General features: G+C 61.4%; 11 protein-coding genes. 5 read left to right on the plus strand and 6 right to left on the minus strand.

Features of this window, described 5'->3' with window-relative positions; genetic code table 11:
* The 3 genes from VL547_RS00780 to VL547_RS00790 all read left to right on the plus strand — a co-directional run.
* On the plus strand, positions 1 to 201 hold a 201-nt coding region (locus tag VL547_RS00780), incomplete at its 5' end, for a hypothetical protein (RefSeq protein WP_325574125.1).
* 90 nt (positions 202 to 291) lie between these two features.
* Positions 292 to 768: a hypothetical protein gene (locus VL547_RS00785; RefSeq protein ID WP_325574128.1), complete on the plus strand. Its 477-nt coding sequence runs from the start codon at positions 292 to 294 to the stop codon at positions 766 to 768.
* A gap of 22 nt (positions 769 to 790) precedes the next feature.
* The gene (locus VL547_RS00790; protein ID WP_325574130.1) at positions 791 to 3184 is read left to right on the plus strand and encodes an ABC transporter permease; all 2394 of its coding nucleotides are present in this window, start codon (positions 791 to 793) and stop codon (positions 3182 to 3184) included.
* 9 nt (positions 3185 to 3193) lie between these two features.
* On the opposite strand, the gene VL547_RS00795 is transcribed toward VL547_RS00790, so the two are convergent.
* The 4 genes from VL547_RS00795 to VL547_RS00810 all read right to left on the minus strand — a co-directional run bounded on the left by VL547_RS00795 (position 3194) and on the right by VL547_RS00810 (position 9578).
* The gene (locus tag VL547_RS00795) at positions 3194 to 3898 is read right to left on the minus strand and encodes a DUF92 domain-containing protein (protein WP_325574132.1); all 705 of its coding nucleotides are present in this window, start codon (positions 3896 to 3898) and stop codon (positions 3194 to 3196) included.
* Positions 3899 to 3926: 28 nt separating this feature from the next.
* Positions 3927 to 6332, minus strand: coding sequence for an ABC transporter permease (locus VL547_RS00800; RefSeq protein ID WP_325574134.1), 2406 nt, complete (start codon positions 6330 to 6332; stop codon positions 3927 to 3929).
* A gap of 1 nt (position 6333) precedes the next feature.
* Positions 6334 to 8739, minus strand: coding sequence for an FtsX-like permease family protein (locus tag VL547_RS00805; protein ID WP_325574136.1), 2406 nt, complete (start codon positions 8737 to 8739; stop codon positions 6334 to 6336).
* A 131-nt stretch (positions 8740 to 8870) separates the two neighbouring features.
* Positions 8871 to 9578 carry a LytTR family DNA-binding domain-containing protein gene (locus VL547_RS00810; RefSeq protein WP_325574138.1) on the minus strand — a complete coding sequence of 236 codons (708 nt, stop codon included), beginning with the start codon at positions 9576 to 9578 and terminating at the stop codon, positions 8871 to 8873.
* 106 nt (positions 9579 to 9684) lie between these two features.
* On the opposite strand from VL547_RS00810, the gene VL547_RS00815 reads away from it, so the two are divergent.
* The gene (locus tag VL547_RS00815) at positions 9685 to 11442 is read left to right on the plus strand and encodes a phospholipase D-like domain-containing protein (protein ID WP_325574140.1); all 1758 of its coding nucleotides are present in this window, start codon (positions 9685 to 9687) and stop codon (positions 11440 to 11442) included.
* 158 nt (positions 11443 to 11600) lie between these two features.
* Positions 11601 to 12800, plus strand: coding sequence for a PepSY-associated TM helix domain-containing protein (locus VL547_RS00820; RefSeq protein WP_325574142.1), 1200 nt, complete (start codon positions 11601 to 11603; stop codon positions 12798 to 12800).
* Positions 12801 to 13120: 320 nt separating this feature from the next.
* Here VL547_RS00820 and VL547_RS00825 read toward each other — a convergent pair whose 3' ends face one another.
* Both VL547_RS00825 and VL547_RS00830 read right to left on the minus strand, forming a co-directional pair.
* A complete protein-coding gene (locus VL547_RS00825; RefSeq protein ID WP_325574144.1) occupies positions 13121 to 17029 on the minus strand; it encodes a glycosyl hydrolase 115 family protein in 3909 nt (1302 codons plus the stop codon).
* Between the two features lie 58 nt (positions 17030 to 17087).
* Positions 17088 to 17816, minus strand: a complete 729-nt coding sequence (locus VL547_RS00830; RefSeq protein WP_325574146.1) for an SDR family oxidoreductase — start codon at positions 17814 to 17816, stop codon at positions 17088 to 17090.
* Positions 17817 to 17950: the final 134 nt, after the last annotated feature.

Consider the following 17950-nt stretch of genomic DNA (forward strand, 5'->3'; position numbering starts at 1 on the left):
GCATCCACCATCGGCCAGCACACCCATGGCCTCATCTTTATGATACTCATGAGCATAACCGCCGGTAACTTTGCCGTCGGTCTCTTCGCCTCGCTCATCTTCCCCTTTACCCTCAAGCTCAACCAGACAAAGGAAGAAGTGAAACCGGGGGAATTCAACCCCACTTCGGGCAAGGAAAGCCCCAATCGCACCGGGTCATAAAAATGCGCTTATGCGGCCGATGACGAAATAGTACCGGTTGTTGACGATAATGTGCACAGCCAACGGCGCCCCGTCTTCTACCTTTGGTAGATGAAACCGCTAACCTTATCTATCTCACTATTATTTTTTGTCGCCGCCGCGGGCGCCCAAAAGGTCAATACCGATTCGCTCAACCTCGTCTCCAAGATCAGCGCCGATCAGTTGAAATTGGGTAAACTGCAAAACCAGGTGGAACCTTACACCCGCGACAAAACCGACGCCGCCGCCCAGGCCCAGAAGTCCGCCAGCGACAACGCCGAGATCGCCGCCAAGCTAAGCTCCGATCCCCAGGACAAATCCCTCGCCCGCCGCGCCGACAGGGCCGCCGGTAACGCCCGCTCCGACGCCCACAAGGCCCGCCGCGCCGCCGACCGCCTCAGCGACCTGATGAAGGACATCTCCGACCTCAAGGACAAGATCCTCCGCGAGCAGCAAAAGCTCCAGCAATACGCCCCGTCCGCGACGCAACCCGCGCCGCCGCCAGCGGCGCCGCCCGCCCGGCCCGACACGTCGCACCCCGTGCAATAACGGATTTGCCGTATATTCAGGGATGCTCCGCAACATCCTCCTGGTAACCTGGCGCCACCTTTGGCGCCGTAAAACCTACACCCTCCTCAACGTCCTCGGCCTGGCCCTCGGCATGGCCGCCTTCCTGCTCATCGGCGCCTACGTGCGCTTCGAGCGCAGCTACGACCGGATACACGCGGACAACATCTACCGCGTGGAAAGCCGCTTCTACCGGGGCGATGACCTGACGGACGACTGGCCGACGAGCACCAACGGTTACGCCCACGCGATCTACGACAACCTCCCGGGGATCGAATCCTACGCGCGGATCAACTGGAACAATTCCGAGCGCATCGTCCGCAGCGGCGTCCGCGCCTACCGCGAAGAGCACGTCTGTTTTGCGGACAGTAACTTCTTCCGCTTCTTTTCGTATCCGCTGACCGAGGGCGATCCGGCCACCGTGTTGCGCGACCCCAACACCATCGTCCTTTCCGCATCCGCCGCGCGGAAGATTTTCGGCGCCGCCGACCCCCTGGGCCAATTCCTGGACGTGAGCACCGGCGCCGGCACGCTGCACTGCGCGGTCACCGGCGTTTTCAAGGACCTGCCCGCCAATTCAACCATGCAGTTCAGCGGCCTCATCTCCTGGTCCACCACGCCGGCCTGGGCAAAGGACTTCTGGTACATGCACGAGAGCTATACCTTTCTGAAGCTCCGACCCGGCGCCGACATACGCGCGATCGAATCAGGCTTTCCCGCGCTGGCCGAGCGCTATAAAACCGGCCCCGCGCTCCGCGACCTGCGCTGGGGCATCCACCTCGTCCCGCTCCGCGACATCCACCTCAACCCGGCCAAAGCCTATGAAATCGAAGCGAAGGGCAACCGGATGGCCGTAGACCTGCTGGGGTTTATCGCCTACCTCGTGCTGGTCCTCGCCTGCATCAACTACATCAACCTCGCGACCACCCAGGCCCTCGACCGCGCCCGCGAAGTGGGCATCCGCAAGGTCAACGGGGCCCGCGCTTCGTACCTGGCCGGCCAGTTCCTGCTCGAGTCCCTGCTGCTTTTTGGCGTGGCCCTGGCGCTCGCGGTGGTAGCCGTCCGCCTGTCATCGGGCGGACTGTCGTCGCTCTTCGGCGTGGGCGGCTGGCTTTTCGACGGTCCCCTCGTGGCGCAGGCCGCGCTGGCGATCACCCTCGGCGCCCTGTTGTCGGGTCTTTACCCCGCTTTGGTGCTTGTCCGGATACGGCCCGCCGTCGTATTGAAGGGCCGTTTTACCTTTTCTCCCCGGGGCGCCCGGATGAGGAAGGGCATGGTGGCCTTCCAATTTGTCGCGTCGCTCCTGCTCATCGCGGGCACCATCGCCATATACCGGCAAATACGTTTCATGAATAGTCAGGACAAGGGCGTCAGGATCGAACAGACCCTGGCGGTCAAGGCGCCCGCCGACGCCGCCGACCGCGACCGGAAAATGCAGGCCATCAAGGATGCCTGGCTGGCCCTCCCTGGTGTCGCTTCGGTCACCGCTTCCGGCGCGGTCCCGGGCCGTGAGGTGGGCACCTTTGGCGCCAACCGCCGCTATGGCGCGCCCAAGAGTGAAGAGCGCCTCTTCGAGATGCTCCGCGTCGACCACGACTTTATCCGCACCTTCGGCCTCCAGCTCGTCGCGGGCAGGGCCTTCGACCCGGCTCGCCCCGCCGACTCCACCGGCGTCGTGCTCAACGAAACCGCCGTCCGGCAGTTTGGCTTTTCGTCGCCCGAAGCCGCGGTCGGTCAAAAGGTGTGGCTCGAGTCGGTTGACAAACACCCCGACAACGTCCTCGGCGTCGTCCGGGATTTCCACCAGCAGTCGCTCCAAAAGCCTTTCACCGCCTTGGTGCTTACCATGGACCCCGCGCTGGGCTGGGTACCCGTCAATTATTTTTCGATCCGGCTCACCGCGGACCGGTTGGATGCCGTACAAACGGTTTGGAACCGCTTTTTCCCCGAATCTTCGTTCGACGCCTTCTACCTCGACGACTTCTATAACCGCCAGTACCGCCAGGACGCCCAGTTCAGCCGCATCGTCGGCGTCTTTTCCGCGCTGGCCATCTTCATCGCCTGTCTCGGCCTCTTTGGCCTCACTGCCTACGCTACTCGCCGCCGCACACGCGAGATCGGCATCCGCCGCGTCCTCGGCGCCGGCATCCCGGGCATCCTCGTCCTCCTCACCTGGGACATCGTCCGCCTCATCCTCTTTTGCAGCTTCGTCGCCATCCCCCTGGCCATATGGCTGGTCGCCCGCTGGCTCGACACGTACGCCTTCCGCGCGCCCCTCCGCTGGTGGCAGCTTACGCTCCCCGTCCCCATCCTGATCCTGCTGGCGCTGGCCACCACCGGCTGGCTCAGCCTCCGCGCCGCGCTGGCCAATCCCGTGAAGTCCCTAAAAGAGGAATGACATGCAGCGCTAACCCAGCAATCCCCCCAGCGCCGCCGCCACCACCGTATTGATCAGGTTCACCATGTTGTTCGTCAGCTTCCCCTGCCGCTCCAGCGTCGCCCCCAGCACCGAATCCACCAGGTTCCCGATGGTACCCGCAAAGACGACCGCCAGCACGCCGGGGCCCCAAGAGCTGCCCATGGCGTAGACGATGGCCACGACGCAGGAGCCGATAAATCCGGTCAGGAGTCCTTCCAGGCTGACGACGCCGTCCAGCCCCGCGGTATCGGGACCCCAGGTGATGATGTTGATGAATTTCCGGCCGTAGACGACGCCCAGCTCGGAGGACAGCGTGTCGGCCGTGGCGGAAGAGAGGGAGGAGGCGATCATGAGCAGCCCCAGGGAATGGTGCCGTCCGTGCGAAAGCGCCATCCATAACCCGACGAGAGCGGCAGCCCCCCCGTTGGCGATGACCTGGCCGGCCCGGCGTTTTTCCTGGTGCTTGACACCCGAAAAGGGGTTGTGTTTTTCGTCGCGTCTCCAGGCGGTCGCGCCGGTGGCCAGCAGGAAGAACGTCGTCAGCAGCGCGAGCCCGGCATACCCGGCCCCCGCATAGATCAGTATGGCGACGAGGCCTCCGGTCAGCCCGGCGCCGGGGGTGAGCTTTCGGAAATAGATCGCGGCGGTGACCGCCGCGCTGACAAGGACGATAGCAGGGATATCGAGGGTCATGGCCCCTCAAGAATACTAAAAAAACCGGTCATTCCGTTCGTAAACTCTTTACCGGATTGGCCGTGGCCGCGCGTACCGCGCGAAAACTGATGGTCGCCAGCGCCAGCCCCAGGGCTGCCACGGCCGCCAGCGCGAATATCCACCATCCCAGCCCGGTCCGGTAAGCAAAGCTCTCCAGCCAGCGATGCATCGCCACCCAGGTCACCGGTATGGCGATGACGAGGGCCACCGTCACCAGCGCCAGGAACTCCTGCGACAACAGCAGGACCACCCTGGATGTGCTAGCCCCCAGTACTTTACGGATGCCGATCTCCTTAGTGCGCTGCTCGGTGGTAAAGGCCACCAGCCCGAACAACCCAAGGCTGGCGATCACGATGGCGATCCCGGCAAAAAGGGTGAATATCTGCCCCGTCTTTTGTTCCTGGCTGTAGAGCGCGGCAAAACGGTCGTCCAGGAAGTAATACGAGAAGGGCGTCCGGGGGTTGAGCCCGTCCCAGGCGCGGTGTATGGCGTCGATGACGCTGGCGTTGTTGATGCGCACCAGCACCCCGCCGTTGTTATAGCCCAGCATCATCAGCAGCGGCGCGATCTTTTGCCGCGCCGAGGTATAGTTGAAGTCCTGCACGACCCCCACGATCTGCCATTGGCGCTGGCCCGAGCCGACGATAAACTGGTTCAGCGCGGCCTTGTCGCTTTTAAAGCCCAGGTCCCGGACGGCGGCCTCGTTGATCACGACGGCGGTGGAGTCCCCGCTCGGGAAGTCGCGGGAGAGGTTCCTGCCCTCGACGATGGTCATCCGCATGGTTTTTACATAATCGTAGTCCACGTGGAAAATATTGCCATGGATTTCGCTGGCGTTTTCATTTTCGCGGTTTGTCTTGGCGTAGATCTCCGTCCCGTCCACATGGCTTCCGGACCGGTCCACCGGCGCGTCCGGGGATATCGAGACGTCCGATACCCGGCTGTCGGAGAGCAGGGTTTGCTTGAAGGCATATAGGTTTTGGCCAAGCCCGTAGGCATCCTGTATAAATAAAACGCGCTCCTTATCGTACCCGAGTTTCTTGTGCTGCATATAGTACAGCTGGCGGTACACCACGAGGGTTGCTATGATGAGCGACGTGGAAACGACGAACTGGAACACGACCAGCGTGCTCCGGAGCGGGCTGCGCCGCGAGCGGACGGCAGACCCGCGAAGCACGGTTAAAATACCAAACCCCGACAGGAAGAAAGCCGGGTACACCCCCGCCAGGAGACCGACGGAAACGGTCACCGCCAACCCGAAAAGGATCGACCGGACCCCCAGGAAATATCCTAAACCGATGTGTTTGCCCGAGACCTGGTCGAACCAGGGCAACAGCAAGACCACCAGCCCGAAAGCGAGCAGCATGGCGCAGCACGTCAGCACCATCGATTCCGAAAGGAACTGCGTTACCAGCGTCCGCCGGATGGACCCGAGTACCTTGCGGATGCCGATCTCCCGCGACCGTTTGGCCGCGCTGGCGGTGGACAGGTTGGTGAAATTCACACAGGCCAGCAGCAGGATAAATACCGCCAGACAGGCGAAGATGTAAACGTATTGGATGTCCCCGTTCGCCTCCAGCTCGTACTTCGTATGCCCATGCAGGTGGATATCTGTCAGGGGCATGAGATAAAAGTGCCAGTTCTCCACCGACTTCCTGGCTTCTGCCAGACTCACGCCCATGTCGTGCTGGGTCTCCGGCACGACATGCTCTTCCACGAGGGGTACGAACTGGCGCTCCACCGCCGCGGGGTCCGCGCCCGGACGGAGCAGGACGTATGTATACGAGCCGATATTACTCCAGGTTTGTCCGTGGGCCATGCCCGGGAAGCTCATAACGCTCACGAACCCGTCAAAATGGAAGTGGGAGCGCGCGGGCAGGTCATCGATGACACCGGTTACCTTGAGTTGCCGGAAACCCATGAGCAGCGACTGTCCCAAACCGGAACCGCCCTTAAAATACTTGCGTTCGAGGCTCCGGGTGATAACGAGGCTGTTCGGCTGGGTCAGCGCCGTACGGGCATCGCCTGCGACCAGCGGGATCGAAAAAAAGGAAAGGAAGTTCGAATCGGCGATCGCGAGCCCGGGCTCCTTGTACACCTGGTCCCCCAGTTTCAAAAAGGTAGTCAATGGCGACACCCGCGTCTCCGCCTCCACCTGGGAAATAGCCTCCCGGACGCCCGGCCCGACCGCCACGTCCACGTCGGGATAATCGGCTATGCCGCCGTTTTGCGCCAGCCGCACGCCCATCCGGTAAATACGCCCGGCATTGACCGGGTACCGGTCGTAGCTCAGCTCGTCCGTCAGCCAGGCGGCGATCAGCAGGAAACACGCCAGCCCGACGGCCAGGCCGATGACGTTGATCAGGGAGAAGACCCGGTTCTTGAGCAGGGTCCGTATCGCGATTCGGTACATATTATTCGGATCTTAGACTGTTTATGGGATTGGCGCGCGCCGCGCGGATGGTTTGGAAACTGAGGGTGACCAGCGCCGTTACCAGGATGACCACGCCCCCGGCCGCAAAGACCCACCAGCTCAGCGAAGTGCGGTCTGCGAAGTTGTTCAGCCACTGGTGGACGCCCCACCAGGAAAGGGGAACGGCGATCACGAAGGCTAGCGCCACCAGCTTGATAAAGTCGCTGGACAGCAGCGTCGTGATCTGCATGACCGAGGCGCCGAGGACCTTGCGCACCCCGATCTCCTTGGTCCGGAGCCGCGTGGTATACAGCACCAGCCCCAGCAGCCCCATACACGAGATCAGGATCGACAGACCCGTGGCCCACGCCAGGAGCCTGGCCGTCTTTTGCTCGGTGTCATACATCTGCGCGATGCTTTCGTCGAAAAAGTTGTTCTTGAATTCTTCTCCCGGGTAAAGCGACTTGTACGCCGATTCGATGCCGGCGATCGTGCTCTTCCAGTCGTTCCCCGCCAGCGCGATGTGGAGCGTGTGGGCGTACTTTAAATTGGACTCGATCGCCATCGGTTTGATCGGCGTGCGCAACGACTGCTGGTGGAAGTCGCGCACGACCCCCACGATCGGGTGATCCTGGACATGGTGCCCGAGCGCGTCGTGCGGGTCCTTGAAGCCCAGGATATGCAGGTAGGTTTCATTGATGACGACGGCATTGACGGTGTCGCTGACCGGCAGGTTGGTTCCCGCCAATAACTTCAGCCCATACACCGGGATATAGTTTGCGTCCCCGTCCTTGATCTGTACGTCGGTCTTGATCGGCGTCTTACCCTCTTTGTACTCGATCTCGGTGCTGCTATAGCCGTTGGCCGCCGGCGGTTGCTGCCCGATGCTAACGCGCTCGACGCCGGGTATGGACGAGACCATGTTCAGCATGGTCTTGGGTTTGCTGTCCGCCTTCGCATAGTAGTTGAACGGCAGGTTGATGAAGATGATGGCGTCTTTTTTATAACCCAGGTCCTTGTGGAGGGCGTAGTTGATTTGTTTGGAGACCAGCAGCGTACCCAGCACGAAGGCCTGCGCGATGACGAACTGGAAAACAGTGAGCGTCTTACGCAGCCACGCCCTGCGCGATCCCGCGGAACCCGTTTGGTTCTTGAGCACCTGAACGGGTTTCATCGCCGAGAGTATCCAGGACGGATAGAGACCGGCCAGCAGGCTGACGACGACCGCCAGCCCGAGCAGGAACAAGGGTATCAGCGGATCGGTGAAGGGCCGGTATGCCAGCCCGTCAGGGGTAAAATCCTTGAAGGCCTTTAGCAGCAGCGGCGTGAGCGCCGCGGATACCAGGATAGCCAGGAGCGTTATACAGAAGGTCTCGCCCAGGAACTGGTAGACCAGCGGGCGGCGACCGCTCCCCAGCGTCTTGCGGATGCCGATCTCCTTGGCCCGCTGCGCGGCCTGGGCCGTCGTCAGGTTGATATAGTTGATGCACGCCAGCAGCAGGAGGAAGATACCGGCCGCGAGCAGCCCCCACACCGCCGTCTTGTTGACGGTGCCGTGGGTGCCGAGCCCGTAATAGGTGGCGTTGAAATGTATGTCGTCAAACGGTTGGAGCTTGTGCACGGTAGTTTCCCCGCTCTTGGGGTCGTCCTTGGAGTACTTGACCCTCAGCTGGGCGAGCCCGCGGTCCACCTTTGCCGGCGTGGTCCCCGGGGTCAGCCGGATAAAACACTGCTGCGCGGAGTTGACGCTCCCCCATTCGTTGGACCACGTATTTTTGAGCTGACCCGTGAGGGTGGGGTAGGAGATGAACTCCTTATACGTAAGGTCCGTGGCCCGGTCGAAGTCGGCTACCACCCCGGTGACGGTGGCGTGTACCGTGTCGTCGTACGTGATGGTGTGCCCCAGGACCGCCGTCGGGCTCAACCCCGGAAAATAGGTCGCCGCGCGCGATTGTGTCAGGATTACCTGGTTGGGCGCATCGAACCGCTGAACGCCCGAACCCGCCAGCCACCGGTACCCGAAGAGCCGGAAAAAGGCGGCGTCCGCGAAAATGATGTCTTTCTGGCCTTTGAAGTGCTTCCCTTCCAACGTGACATTGGGTCCGCCAAATTCGTAAAACGCGGTGACCTCCTCGATCCCCGTCATATCCGACTTAACCGCCGGCGGCAGACAGCCGGGCACGCCGGAATTCGGGAAGAGCTCGCCCGAAAAGGTGGAGTTGGTCAGGATCCGGTAGATCCGCTCCCGCCCCGGTTCGAAATGGTCGAAGCTGAAGTCGTAGCGGACGATCAGGAAGATGACGACCGAGGCGCAAAGACCGATCACGAGACCGGACATGTTGATGAGCGTGGATACCTTGTTCCGGCGGAAAGACCGAAGGGCGGTGAGGAGGTATTGTTTCAGCATACCTCAATCTACGAAAAAAAACGTACCAGGCATCAAAAAGCTGTTTTACAGCCCGTTAGCGAATTTTGTGGGTTTTCGCTGTCCGGTTTCGATACGAGCGCTGTCCGGATTCGATACAAATCCCGCGGCGCTCAGTGCCCGAAGTGCTCGAAAAATGCCCGTTCATAGGGCGCTCCGACCGGTATCTCGCGGCCGCCCACCGAGATCACGTTGTCGCGCACTTTTTCGATCCGCGCCAGCGGCACGATAAAAGAACGATGGACCCGGAGGAAACCCTGCGGCGGGAGACGCGACATCATGCGTTTGAGCGTGGCCCGGACAACGAGCGGTTTTTTCGCCGACAGGTGGATGCGCACATAGTCGTCCGACTCCTCGATGAACAGGATCTCGGACAGCGGCACCGGTACCTGGCCGGAGTCCGCGCGAAGGACGAGCGCTTCGGGCGTGGCGTCCTCCCGCGGCACGCAAACCGCCATGTATTCGCGTGCCTTTGCCGTTGCCTGGACAAAACGGTCGAAGGTAAAAGGCTTTTGCAGGTAGTCGACCGCACTGAACGAAAACCCCTCCACCACATAGTCGCTGTAGGTAGTCGTAAAGATCACCAGGGTCCCGGGGGACAAGGCTTTATAGAGGTCTATCCCTGTCCGCGAGGGCATATGCATGTCCATGAAAACCAGGTCCACGGGGTGCTCCCCGATCCATTTCAACGCCTCGGCCGGTTTTTGAAAGGCCCTTTCCAACCGGAGGTAGGGCACCTCCGTGCAAAAGCGCGTGATCGCCCGGAGGGCCGGCGCGTCGTCATCGATCGCCACTGCCCGGATCATGGGAATTTCAGACATAGCAAAACCCGTTCATCCTGTTAAGTTATCATAAAATTAAAAGATTGGGGGAAAATACGGTTGATGACCCGGCCGATAGTGCTTAATATGGTCCTCAAAAAACACCATGTTTGCTACCGGAAATAACAACGGGTTCACCGTAAAAGCTTACCAGGGGGACTACAAGACCTTGCTGGCCTTCGACCTGCCTCAGGACAGGACGCAGGGTCTGGCGGGTTTTACCATCGCGTGCACGCCACCCGGCGGCACGCAGTATTTCATATACAACAACCTGACGCTGGCGGGCGGCGCGGGTAAGGCGGTGGTACAAACCGAACCGGCCCAGTCCACCGCCAACGCGCCCATCCAGAAGTTCCGCTGGACGCACGTACCCGGGAACTTCCACCAGGGCAACTCACCCGCGGTCGGGAATTATGTCTACCAGGTAACGCTGCGGTACTTCGACCCGGCCGGTGGTCTCCAGCCGATCGACCCCACCCAATCGGTCAAGGTGACGCTGGCGGTGCAACCCTTTGTAAAAGGCGGGATTTCGATCGCCTTTACCCGTGGCTTCGTCCAGTCGCAGGCATTCCTGCACCACTTCGGGCTCAAGGCTCCCTTCAAGCCCAAGGGCGGCCCCCTGGTGTACGACACCAGCGCGACGATCGGCACCAACGCCGCCGGCCAGACCTATACCTACGCACAGGAATACGCATGGTGCGGCTCCACCGCCAGGGTCAGGATATTCGAGGTGCTCAACGAGGTGCTCAACGACAACACGCTCGTCCTCGACATGCTGGCCTACGACCTGGACGAGCCGGACGTGATGAAGATACTGCTCCAGCTGGCGGCGCAGGGGCGGATCAGCATCATCCTCGACAACGCCACCCTCCACCACGACGCTTCGCGGGACAAACCCGAGGACGAGTTCGAAGACCAGTTCAACAAGGTCAAGACGGGCGATGCGTTTTGTCTGCGGGGCAAATTCGCGCGCTTCCAGCACAACAAGGTCCTCATCGTAAAAAAGAAGGGCGGCGCCGCGCAAAAGGTCCTGTCGGGCTCGACCAATTTTTCGGTCACCGGGATGTACGTCAACTCCAACCACGTCATCGTGTTTGACGACCCCGCCGCGGCGAAGGTCTACAGCGACATGTTCCTGGAAGCCTGGAACGATCACGTATCCGGTCCGTCCTTTGCCGCCAGCGCGCAAGGCGGCCAGTCCTTTTCCCTGGGCGCGGACGTGAGCGTGACCTTTGCGCCGCATCCCGCCGCAAAAGCCTTGGCCAACCTCCAGGCCATCGTCGACCGGATCAAGGCGGAAACCAGCTCCGTCCTCTTCGCGGTCATGGATACCGGCCCGACCTCTTCCGGCCCGCTGATCCCCGCCCTCGTCGCTCTCCACGCCGGACAGTCTATCTACAACGCGGGAATCACCGATACCACCACCAACATCAGCCTCTACAAACCCAACGACCCCAAGGGCGAAGAAGTCACGGGCAAGCCTTCGCAGGTGCTGCTCCCGCCCCCCTTCAACAAAGAAGCCTCGATCGGGCTGGGCCACCAGGTCCACGACAAATTCGTGGTTTGCGGCTTCAACACGCCCTCGGCCGTGGTCTGGCTGGGGTCATCCAACCTCGCCCTCGGCGGCGAAGAGCAGAACGGCGACAACCTCATCGAGATCCACGACACCGACATCGCCACCGCCTTCGCCATCGAAGCCATCGACCTCGTCGACCATTTCAACTTCCGCGACCTCTATTCCAACGTCGGCGGCCAAACCGACCCAACGCCCACGGCCCTCACCCTGGCCGCCAGCGACGCATGGGCCGCGTCCTACTACGACGGGACCGATTATCACCAGAGAGAGCGTATCTTGTTCCGCTAGCGGGCCCGGAGGGCCGCCCCTCACCTGGCGGCCCCGGCGACCATTCGCTTAAAGAGCGCTTGCTCTACCGCGCTTTTTCCCCATCTCGTAAAACGAATTCCGTATAACGGCGCCATACCCTATGCCTGGGCGATAGCTTTGTACGGTGAAATTTTAGGATGCCCGCGCCTTCGTCAAACATACGCCGCTCCGCCGGCGCCCGCTTTTGGATCGGGCTAGTCCACCTCTGGCTCGGGCTCGCGTCCGGGCTGGTGGTTTTTATCGTGAGCCTGACCGGCTGCCTGTTTTGTTTCCAGCAGGAGATATCCGCCGCGTGGTACCATGACGTATTCTTCGTCCCGGCCGCCGCCGGCGCGCAGCCGCTCAGCGCCCTGCTCAGGACCGCAGGCGACACCTTACACACACCCGTCGACTATATTACGACCTACCGCGATCCCTCCCGCGCCTGGGAATTCATGTCCTACAAGACCAACGACACCGCGCTCACCTATTTCGGGAACGTGGAACGCTTCCGCTCGGTCTTTATCGACCCGCACACCGGCCGCGTAACCGGCTTCAGGGATTATAAGCACGACTTTTTCAACGTCGTCAAGTACATCCACTGGAACCTGTTGCTCAGGGACCCCATCGGTCAGCCCATCGTCGGCTGGAGCACGTTGATATTTGTCGTGCTCCTCGTTACCGGCCTCGTGCTCTGGTGGCCTCGCCGCTGGACCCGCGCCGCCCGCCGCGCCCCCGCCCCCCGTCGCTGGACCCGCGCCGCCCGCCGCCAGGCCTTCACCATCCAATGGCGCGCGCACAAGCGCCGCCTCAATTACGACCTCCACAATGTCCTGGGATTTTATACGTTGCTCGTAGCCCTGGTCCTCGGCCTCACCGGTATGACCTTCGCTTTTCAATGGTTTTACCGCGCCGTTGGCGCGATCGGCGGTGCGCCCGCGGCCGCGCTCGTCGACACCAGTGGCGGCGCGCCCCGTTCGCTCGACGCCGCCTTTGCGCACATCCGCGATACGTACACGGGGGCCAGCCGCATCGGTCTGTCGCCGCCTTCCGGCAGCACGCTCTACCTGTCCGCCTACGATGGCCGTGAAACGTACTACAACCGCGCCGACGTTACCATCGATTTTCGCAACGGCCGTATGTCAACCACGCCGTTCGCCCGCCGCACCCCCGGCGACAAGCTCGTCAACATGAACTATGACATCCACGTCGGCGCGATCGGCGGCCTGCCCGGCAAAATCATCGCCTTCCTCGTCAGCCTCGTCTGCGCCAGCCTTCCCATAACCGGCTTCCTCTATTGGTGGTGGCGCCGCGTCCCGCCCGGTCGCCGCCCACGCAGCTCGCGCCTCCGGCGCTAAGTCTCCCCCGCGTCGCCGCGCGCCCGATCTCCGCCTGCGCCGCGTCCCGCAGGGTCACCGCCTGCATTTCGCCCCGCGTCGCCGCGCGCCCCGCCTTTTCCTCGCTTTGATTTTTAGGCAAGCCCTACCTTGAATAACCCCTTCGTTGAGGTCGATTACTCAAGTTATACCTTGCCCAAAAACCCCGGAGGTCGTCGAGGGGTTTTGGGACAAGCTATACCTTGAAAACCCCTCACTTTTGCGCGGATTACTCAAGTTATACCTTGCCTAAAAATCAAAGCGAGGAAAAGGGGCAGGGGGGCTGCCCGCGATCACCCGTCTCACTCATCGACCACCTCCCAGTAAGCTTCCTTTGGCTCACCCGCCACGTCAAACAATAAAGGATAGTTTTTCCTTCCGGGGACCGGGTAATTATCCAACCACGTATGCGCGTCGGTGATGTTCCAGAACGTGACCCCGTTGATCACGGAGCGATATTCCCGGAAGATATCGAATACCATCTTGTATTGCGCGGCTTGACGGGCGGAAAGAGATGCCGTGAAGGTGTCGACGTCCGAAGATACCCGCGGCCGCCGGTTTTTTTCCCAATGATAGACCGACATGTCGATCTCGGTGAACTGGACCTTCAGCCCCAGGGATGAGAACCGCTCGATGGCCGCGCGGAGGTCCGCGGCGTTCGGCTCCCAAAGCGACCAGTGTGCTTGTAGCCCCACCCCGGTGATGGGGATGCCCGCGATGACCAGGTCCTTGAGCAGGTGGTAGACGCGTTCGCGTTTTTCGGGCCGCTCGGTGTTGTAGTCGTTATAGAACAACTGCGCGTCGGGATCGGCCTGGTGTGCAAAGAGGAATGCCTGTTTTATAAAGTCTTCGCCGCATATCTGGTACCAGGGCGAGTTGCGCAGGAACTGGGTGCTGTCGTCGGCGATCGCCTCGTTGACCACGTCCCAGGCATAGATCTTACCCTTGTACCGGCCGACCACCGCTTGGATATGGTCGTGCAGCCGGCGCAGGAGGACCTCTTTGGAGACGGTGCCACCCGTCGCGCTATCCGTGAACAGCCACCGGGGCACCTGCTCGTGCCAGCACAAATTGTGTCCCCGCACCTTCAACCCATGTGCCTGGGCAAACGCGACGATGGTATCGCCGCCCACAAAATTATAAACGTCCCTATAGGGATGGATGGGGGCCATCTTCATCGCATTCTCCGGCGTCAGGCTATTGAACTGCTGAACCACAAACGGCCCGAGGTCGCGGGGCGTAACCGCCGCCCCCACCGGGAAATCGTCCCGGAAATAATCCTTGAGCCCCGGTTGCATCGGCGTCTCGGGCGGTCCCAGGTAAGAGCGTCGTGCGCCACCCAGGTCAAAAACGATCTTCTGCAGTACGACACCCGGGTCGACCGTGAAGAAACGCAGCGTATGCGCCCCCGCCGATATGCGAAGCCGGGATGACACGATCGAAATATTATCCGCGACCATCTTGTTCCAAACGGGTCCGTCCTGCTCCGCCGGCAACGACAACGTATCCGGCGCGCCGGCGTCCACCGAGACGGCAAACCGCCGCCCGCCGTTGCCATAATAGCTAAGGGTAGGGGAGCACCAGAACTGCATCGACGCGTCGCTGCCGTTGAACAGGTAGAAATCATAGTCCAGGTGACCCGTCGCCGACGAGGCCAACACGCCGCTCCCCGTTTTACCGATCTGCGGTACCGTTGTCCAGGAACCAACCGCCGCCGAATAGTGGGAGGCGCCCATGGCCACATAGCCGTCGTTTTCTACAAATCCGGATGAAGGTACCGACCCGGAAACGCGCCCCTGGACGGAAACGCTGACAGTGACCGTCGAGGGCCCGGTGATCGTTACCGTGCCGGTGGACAACCCCGCGGGCGGCTCACTCACGGTAACCCATAACCGCAACCCGGAAGCAACCTGCCCGCGCAAAAGCGACACCTTTATCCACGGCGCGCTCGTCGTCGCCGTAAAGTCGAATGGCGCTTTGCCCCGGCAAAAAAGATCGATATAATGCCGCTGTGGCAAATAAACGTTGAACGCAGGCAAACGTGCCGGCTCCGGGGAGGGCCCCACCGGCGCGCCAAAAGCGAGCGCATGCGCGCCTTCGAATCCGTTGGGATCTCCCGGGCGCGCAGCAACCCGAAATACCGGCGCTCCCCCCATCGAATCCGCCAGGGGCACTGGCAACCCCGCTCCCCACCAGTCCAAGCTCCCTTCGACAGCAACCCCCATATCAGACGCATCCGGCAAGGATAGCGTCGCCACGCGCGGCATAAAGTTCCGTCGCGGCTCCTGCCAGAACGTATACCCTATATGTGTCTGATCCGCCATGTGCGCCCACTTACCGGAAGCCACCACGTGATTGTACTGCCAGGACAGCAACGAGTCGCGGGCAAACTGGACGGCAACGCTATCCGCCATCGCGTTTGCCGAAGCCCGCCCCTGTGCCGTATACAAATGGTTCCGCGCCGCGCTCGCATAAAGGTCCCCGAGATTGGCGCACGCCTGTATCGGGAAAAGCACCAGCTCAAAAAAAGCATCGCGCTGCGACGACGGCAACGTCGCGTACACCGCCTCCGCCTGGGAGCGCAACAGGTCGTACGCGGCCGTCACGCGCTCGGATTCCCGGTAGTCGGAAAGGCTATAGGTATCCGGCGCCAGTAGCTCCGGTTTACGCCGGCTATTAAAGAAGGCGTACGTGGACAACAGGTGACCGATCGCCACGGCGTGCTCCGGCCCGAACTGCTCCGAGGCCCAGCGTTGCGCATAGGCCGAAACAGACGCCGCGTCCCAATGGACCGGATCCCACGCATAGTCCAGCCAGAAGCTGATCGGGAGCTCCATTGGTTTGAGGTCACCCACGTTCACCACCCAAAGCTGGCGGACATCGTGCGCATAAGCGAGCCGCATTTGCTCCCAAACCCGCGGTATGGCATTTGTGTTGAGCCATTTGTAATTCCGCGGGCCGCCCACGTAGTCGAAGTGATAGTAAATGCCGTAGCCACCGCGGCGGTTCGGCGACCCCACCGGCGGCAACCGCCGGATGTTACCCCAGTTGTCGTCGCACAGCAGGAGCGTCACGTCGTCGGGCACCCGCATCCCCATATCGTAATAGTCCTGGACTTCTTTGTACAGCGCCCACACCTGGGGCACGTCCGCGGGGTTCTTGCCCGTGACCTCGTGGATGATCCGCCGCTGGTCGGCCACGATCCGGTCGAGCAAAGCGGTATCCGCGCCGGCCGACATGGGTTTGTCCCCGTCGCCCCGCATCCCGATCGTGACCACGCTCTCGTGGTCCTTCATGTTTTGGATACCCTTGCGCCAGAAAGCATCTAAAACCGGCCCATTCGCGGCATAGTCCCAGGGCCCCGAGCCGTATCGTTTCCATTCCTGCTGGGCGCGGAGCATGGGCTCATGGTGGGAGGTGCTCATGACGATCCCGTACCGGTCGGCCAGGACGGGGTTGAGCGTATCGTCGTCGTTAAAGGCGTTACCCCACATCGCGGGCCAGAGGAAGTTGCCCTTTAACCGGAGCAGCAGCTCGAACATCTTTTCATATACCTGGTGGTTCACACCACCGAAGGTCGCGCGTGTCCACCCGGAAAAGGCGGGCGCCTCGTCGTTGATAAAGATCCCGCGGTACTTGACGCCGGGCTGACCGGACACATACGGCAGACCAGACACAAAAACCGCCGGATGCGTGGCTACCGGCACGTCCGCCCACCAATACCACGGCGACACCCCCATCTGCCGCGACAGCTCCAGCGCCCCGTAAGCGGCGCCCCGCTTGTTGCTCCCGCAAATCACGAGCGCCGAATCGACTCCCGGGAACGGCCGCCGCACGACGCGTATGATAAATTCGTCCCATTTGCCGCGGAGGGCCGCCACATCAGCAGGCACCAGCCGCCGCATCCACCGCGACTTTTCGGCGGTCCCGATGATGACCAGCCGCCGGCCGGCCGGCAAGCCGCCGCTCGACGTCACCGCCTGTCGCCCCGTGACCTTCCCCACATCCCCCGCCAGCCATCGCCCCGCCTGCCGCACGAGCCATTCATCCCCCGTATCGGTCAGGACCGCCGTACCCGCCAGCGGAAAACCGCCCGGTTGAAAAGAAATGAGGTCGTGCCCGATAGGGAACGCCCCCGTGGCCGCCGCCGGGGCCTGGCCCCGCGCCAACACAGCCGAGAGACCGCAAAAAAGCAACAAAATGCGTTGCATATGGCAAGTTTAAGGGTTATCCAAATGCGACCCGCAAGGGCCACGGCACGCAAAACCTTTAGAATCCCACGGAATTCCCCCCATCCACCGGCAGCACCACACCGGTGATATACTTCGCTGCGGAAGAGCATAAGAACAGCGCCGCCTCCCCCACATCGGCAGGCGCCCCAAACACCCCGAGCGGCGTCCGCGACAGCGCCTTATGCTTCCGCTCCGGGTCATCGTCCATCGCGCGGGACGACATATCCGTGGCGATAAAACCCGGCGCGATGCAATTGACCCGTATCCCCGAGGGTGACAGCTCCACCGCCATCGCGCGCGTCATCCCTTCGATGGCCGCTTTGGAGGCCGTATACGCTATGACCTTGGGTATCCCGTATTGTGACGCCATGGAGCTGATATTAAGGATACACCCGCCGCCAGACGACAACATACCCAAAGCCACCTCCCGCGAGAGCGCAAATATCGACGTTACGTTCGTAAGGAGCACGCTTTGGAATTCGGCGTCCGTCACTTCGGTGAACGCCTTCTTCATATTAATGCCGGCATTGTTGACCAGGATGTCGATCCGGCCCAGACCGGCGACAAACGCGGGAAGGCCGGACAGGCAGTTCAGGTCATAGACCACCGGCACGCACAATGGGCCAAGCTCGGCGGCAGCGGATGATAAACGCGAGGAATTCCGCCCTATGATAATCGTCCTGATCCCCGCCGATGTAAAACTCGAAGCGATCGCGAAACCAATCCCGGAGCCTCCCCCGGTAACTACAGCTATTGTATCACCCATAACAATCGTTTACGTGGCTTTATACTGCATAAAAATAGCTTTTTTGTCCCAAAAAAATGTAAACGGTTACATTTTTCGGAAATTTCACTATTTTAGCCTTGCAATAGGGATTCTGCATACTTGCCATTCTTAAA

It is taken from the genome of Dinghuibacter sp. (genome assembly GCF_035492835.1).
Lineage (GTDB): Bacteria > Bacteroidota > Bacteroidia > Chitinophagales > Chitinophagaceae > Dinghuibacter.

Excerpts from the sequence above, each read along its gene's own strand:
- VL547_RS00785 (WP_325574128.1), top strand. The coding sequence starts at position 292 with ATGAAACCGCTAACCTTATCTATCTCACTATTATTTTTTGTCGCCGCC.
- VL547_RS00790 (WP_325574130.1), top strand. The coding sequence starts at position 791 with ATGCTCCGCAACATCCTCCTGGTAACCTGGCGCCACCTTTGGCGCCGT.
- VL547_RS00795 (WP_325574132.1), bottom strand. The coding sequence starts at position 3,898 with ATGACCCTCGATATCCCTGCTATCGTCCTTGTCAGCGCGGCGGTCACC.
- VL547_RS00800 (WP_325574134.1), bottom strand. The coding sequence starts at position 6,332 with ATGTACCGAATCGCGATACGGACCCTGCTCAAGAACCGGGTCTTCTCC.
- VL547_RS00805 (WP_325574136.1), bottom strand. The coding sequence starts at position 8,739 with ATGCTGAAACAATACCTCCTCACCGCCCTTCGGTCTTTCCGCCGGAAC.
- VL547_RS00810 (WP_325574138.1), bottom strand. The coding sequence starts at position 9,578 with ATGTCTGAAATTCCCATGATCCGGGCAGTGGCGATCGATGACGACGCG.
- VL547_RS00815 (WP_325574140.1), top strand. The coding sequence starts at position 9,685 with ATGTTTGCTACCGGAAATAACAACGGGTTCACCGTAAAAGCTTACCAG.
- VL547_RS00820 (WP_325574142.1), top strand. The coding sequence starts at position 11,601 with ATGCCCGCGCCTTCGTCAAACATACGCCGCTCCGCCGGCGCCCGCTTT.
- VL547_RS00825 (WP_325574144.1), bottom strand. The coding sequence starts at position 17,029 with ATGCAACGCATTTTGTTGCTTTTTTGCGGTCTCTCGGCTGTGTTGGCG.
- VL547_RS00830 (WP_325574146.1), bottom strand. The coding sequence starts at position 17,816 with ATGGGTGATACAATAGCTGTAGTTACCGGGGGAGGCTCCGGGATTGGT.